The sequence below is a fragment of the uncultured Mailhella sp. genome, from assembly GCF_905187505.1.
GTDB lineage: Bacteria > Desulfobacterota > Desulfovibrionia > Desulfovibrionales > Desulfovibrionaceae > Mailhella.
The window spans coordinates 1-3,854 of sequence record NZ_CAJJIC010000169.1; the positions used below are offsets into that span (position 1 = coordinate 1).

At 58.9% G+C, this 3,854-nt stretch carries 4 protein-coding genes; 1 reads left to right on the forward strand and 3 read right to left on the reverse strand.

What is annotated here, in order from left to right:
- Nucleotides 1-152: 152 nt before the first annotated feature.
- From QZZ60_RS10840 to QZZ60_RS10850, 3 genes are all read right to left on the reverse strand, one after another.
- Nucleotides 153-659: a hypothetical protein gene (locus QZZ60_RS10840; RefSeq protein ID WP_295641308.1), complete on the reverse strand. Its 507-nt coding sequence runs from the start codon at nucleotides 657-659 to the stop codon at nucleotides 153-155.
- A gap of 280 nt (nucleotides 660-939) precedes the next feature.
- Complete coding sequence (locus QZZ60_RS10845) at nucleotides 940-1,230, reverse strand: RNA-binding protein (protein ID WP_295641309.1); 291 nt, start codon at nucleotides 1,228-1,230, stop codon at nucleotides 940-942.
- Nucleotides 1,231-1,288: 58 nt separating this feature from the next.
- Nucleotides 1,289-1,834 (reverse strand): hypothetical protein, encoded by a 546-nt coding sequence (locus QZZ60_RS10850; RefSeq protein WP_295641310.1) that lies wholly within the window; start codon nucleotides 1,832-1,834, stop codon nucleotides 1,289-1,291.
- A 127-nt stretch (nucleotides 1,835-1,961) separates the two neighbouring features.
- Between QZZ60_RS10850 and QZZ60_RS10855 the strand changes: the two genes are divergently transcribed.
- A complete protein-coding gene (locus tag QZZ60_RS10855; protein ID WP_295641311.1) occupies nucleotides 1,962-3,020 on the forward strand; it encodes an Abi family protein in 1,059 nt (352 codons plus the stop codon).
- Nucleotides 3,021-3,854: the final 834 nt, after the last annotated feature.

Consider the following 3,854-nt stretch of genomic DNA (forward strand, 5'->3'; position numbering starts at 1 on the left):
GAGATTGCAGCCCGAACAGCGTCCGCCGAGCCTTCCGGCCTTTGCGTCACTCCCCCCTGCCCTGCCGCCTTTTCAAAGCCCGACATCCGGCATCCGCACGACGCCCGCCGCGCGGCGAAGCCGCAAGGCGAACCAAGGGGGCGCGGGGGGAATTATTCCCCCCGCTGCCTTTGCTGCCTTTGCTGCCTTTCCTGCGTTTCTTCTCTTGTGGCGCATTCATCGAGGCGGAAGGGGCACTGGGCGGCGTGTTTTTTTCTGGTTTCGGGGTCCATGGTTTTTCGTATCTCGTTGATATCGTCGGGGTTCATGAGGTCGACGACGGAGAGGCCGAGTTTTTTTATGATCCAGAGCTTGAGGGATTCTGCGCCGAGGGAAGCGGTAAGGCAGACGACGCCCATCTGAGCCTGCACGGTAGCGTCGGGCATGATGAGGGGGAGGAGGAAGGCGCAGCCCAGGGCGAGGGATGTGGTGAGGCAGGCATTGACGAGCACGGTAGCGGTTTTCTGGGCGACGGTGCGCTGTTTGAAGCCGCGGCGCATCTGGCAGAGGGCGGAGGTCACGGCCACGGCCGCGGCCAGAGCGATGAGGGGCCAGGAGCCGCGCACCACGCCTATGTATTCCGCCGCGTGTTCAGCGGAGTTTCTTCCTATCTGGTCCATGAGCCGCCCTCTCCTGTCGCGTTGAATATCCACAGGGAGAGGCGTCCGGCGTCATCGCTGTTCATCCACACTCCCGGCGTGCCGTTCAGTTCCAGTCTTTGCAGGCTCGAGAGCACGGGCAGCGTCGGAAGAGCCGGGGTTGAGCTGGGAGAGGAGCACCCCTGCGCCGTCAGCAGCAATGCGGCGGCGCACATCGGCAGCGCGCGCCGCGTCCATTTTTTCCAAAAGCCGCAGTCCCGCCTGAAGCAGGGCGACAAGAAGGGCCGTCCACGTCTCCACATCACTTTCCCGTCACGGCGCGCACGGCCTCTTTCACTTCTGGCGAGGCTCCGTCGGCCTGCGCTCCGCGGTTCTGGGCGACGTGTCCGGCAAGGGCGTGCAGCCAGCGATAAAGCGAGGCATACCATCCCGAGGTCTGCGAAGGCGCGGGCAGCCAGATGGTCACCACGGCCGCCACGCCGCACACCGAAAAAAGCACGCCGAGCACCACGGAAATCCATGCCGCATCGGGATACTGCGCGGCCAGTTCCTGAAGCGTGGAAAGCACGAAGTCAATGACGGTATCTTCCACAACATCCCCTTGAATCCTTAAATATGGTCATGCGCTTAACGCCGGAAGTGAATTCCGGCTACTTGCGGACGTCGGCCGGGCTCCTGACGTCGCCCGTGGCCCCAGAGCGCTGAGAAGACGCACGGCACCCATCTTCCTGCCTTTCAGGATATTGCCAGAGGCCGGAGCGCATCTGTTCGGCGAGTTCGAGGGCGCGATCTTTCACGTCGCGGCGCCATTTGGAGTCGAGCATTTCGCGGGAAGCGGTGTCGAAGTTGCCTTCACGCAGGGCGGCGAGGGCCTTTTTGAAGCCGAGCAGACCGCGGACGCCGAGGTTTAGGGCCATGTTGAGAAGCACGGCCTGTCTGGGTTCAGAGAGGCCGCGCCAGCCGGGCAGGGATCTGTCGAGGGCGATGCCGCAGGAGCGCATATCGAGTTCAAGGAGCTTTCCGGCCTCAAGTTCGCTTATTTTGTCATCGGGGCCGAGGTTGGGCACGGGATTGGCGTCGATGTTGTGTCCGTAGCCTATGGTCAGAAAGCCGGCCGGGCAGCGGTAGGGAACAAGGCTCAGTCCCTCGTGCCTCTTGAGCTGGGCCACGGCCAGCGGATGATGTTCTATTCGCATGCAGTCACTCCTTTTTTTCGGAGCGTGACACGCAAAACGATTGCGGCACAGAGGAAAAAGGTACTTGACCCAACGTATCCCCCATTTTAGATTCTCTGGCAAATCATTCCTTCGGAGAAGTCTTCTCATGAGTTCAACAGCGGCCGCCAGGCTTCCCATGCTGACCAGCACTCAGCAAATAGAACATCTGAAAAAGAAAGGCGTTACGTTCCAGCTGTGCAGTGAAAAGGAAGCGCAATCGTATCTTGAGCATCACAACAACTATTTCAAAATACGTTCCTACCGCAAAAATTTTCCCAAAAGACAAGGCGGCCCTCTTGCAGGAACCTATGTCGGACTTGACTTTGCCATGCTGCGCGATCTTGCCGTCATCGACATGAGAATGCGCTATACGTTTCTCCATCTCATTCTCGATGTCGAACACTTCTCCAAGGTAAAGCTGCTCGACAAGCTCACGGCGCATCAGGTCGACCCCTATGACATTGTCACGGAATTCCTCATGCAGCAGCCCAAAGCCATCACCGACATCAGCCGCAACATCAGCAACCCCTACTGCGGAGGCATCATTCAAAAATATCTCGACAATATGCCGGTATGGGTGCTTCTTGAAGTCCTTTCCTTCGGCATGTTCGTTGCTTTTTACAAGTACTGTGCAACGCGACTTAACGACATGGATCTGCAAAGCGATTTTCATGTGCTCATCAATATCCGCCAACTGCGGAACGCCTGCGCGCACAGCAACTGTCTCATCCATAACATGAACGAGAAAAACGGACGCGGGAAGCTGCCTAATGAAACAGCCCGGGCGCTGAGTCAGGGAGGCATTCCCCGAAGCCGGAAACATCACATCGAAAACGAGTCCATACGGCAGATAACCATTCTGCTCTACGCTCATTCCCACATGTTCAAAGGACGGAAGCTCTCCGAAAGAACCCTTGCAGCCCTGCACGACCTTGCTTCACGAATGATCAGGCACCGCGCCTGGTACGTCAACAACCAGATCATTCCCGGAAAATTCTCCTTTCTGCGTGACGTCATGTACTGCTTCTTTCCCGGGCTGCGCTCCATGGACGCGCCGAAAAAGCCGCCCGTCCGCTGCCTTCGCGCCCGCGCTCTCGCTCACGCCCTGCAAAAAACACGTCATGCGAATATCGACAAAACCCCGGAAAGCAAGCTCGGACATTGACATCTCCAGTGAAAAAACCTATGTCTGGGCCATAGCAGAAAAATGCTCCGGCATTTTTGTGAGGGCAGAATCGTCAGCCGATGATTTTGCCCTAGTTTTTTAACCGACGCTCCCAACGACATTTTTCTTCTCCCGAGTAACCACAATAGCCCGTCTGTTCTGGACACACTGTACGGCCTCTCCACTTGCACGACGCCCGCTGCGTTTAACGCCGGAAGTGAATTCCGGCTACTTGCGGTCGTCGGCCGGGCGACATTTCCGCGACGCCTGGGTACCGCTCACGCCCATCTGCTCTGGACACGCTGTACGGACACGGGGCTTGCACGACGGGCATTACGTTTAACGGTGGGAGTGAATCCCGCCTGCTTATGCCCGTCGGCGCGACCGCCTGAAGGCTGGTCGCGGGCCCCAGAGCTTCAAGAGAAGGCTGTCCGCTGCAAGCAACATCCTGCCCGAGCGCTGAAAAACGGCCGTTCTGGCAAACGAACGCTTACCAGAGCGTTGAGAGACGGTTATTCCTCTGCAAGCGAGGCCTGCCCGGACGCTGAACGCTCGCCGTCCGCTGCCAGCGAAGGTTTCCCAAATCGTTAAAAGACGACTGTCCTTTGTCAGCGAAGGATTCCCAGAGCTTCGGGCAAGCGCTCCCCCGTAAAAATCTGGAAATCCTTCCAACTACACCGATGTGACCGCAACGCGGGAACATCGGTCGGCCACGGCAGGCGGGTGCAGCCGCACACGCCTGCACTGAGGTTGCAGCCCGAAACGCGTCCGCCGAGCCTTACGGCCCTTGCGGCACGCCGGCCTGCCGCCGGCTGGCAGCCCGGCAACCCGCGT

Bases quoted from the DNA above. Each gene is read 5' to 3' on its own strand.
- QZZ60_RS10855 (WP_295641311.1), top strand. From the start codon at position 1,962: ATGAGTTCAACAGCGGCCGCCAGGCTTCCCATGCTGACCAGCACTCAG.
- QZZ60_RS10850 (WP_295641310.1), bottom strand. From the start codon at position 1,834: ATGCGAATAGAACATCATCCGCTGGCCGTGGCCCAGCTCAAGAGGCAC.
- QZZ60_RS10840 (WP_295641308.1), bottom strand. From the start codon at position 659: ATGGACCAGATAGGAAGAAACTCCGCTGAACACGCGGCGGAATACATA.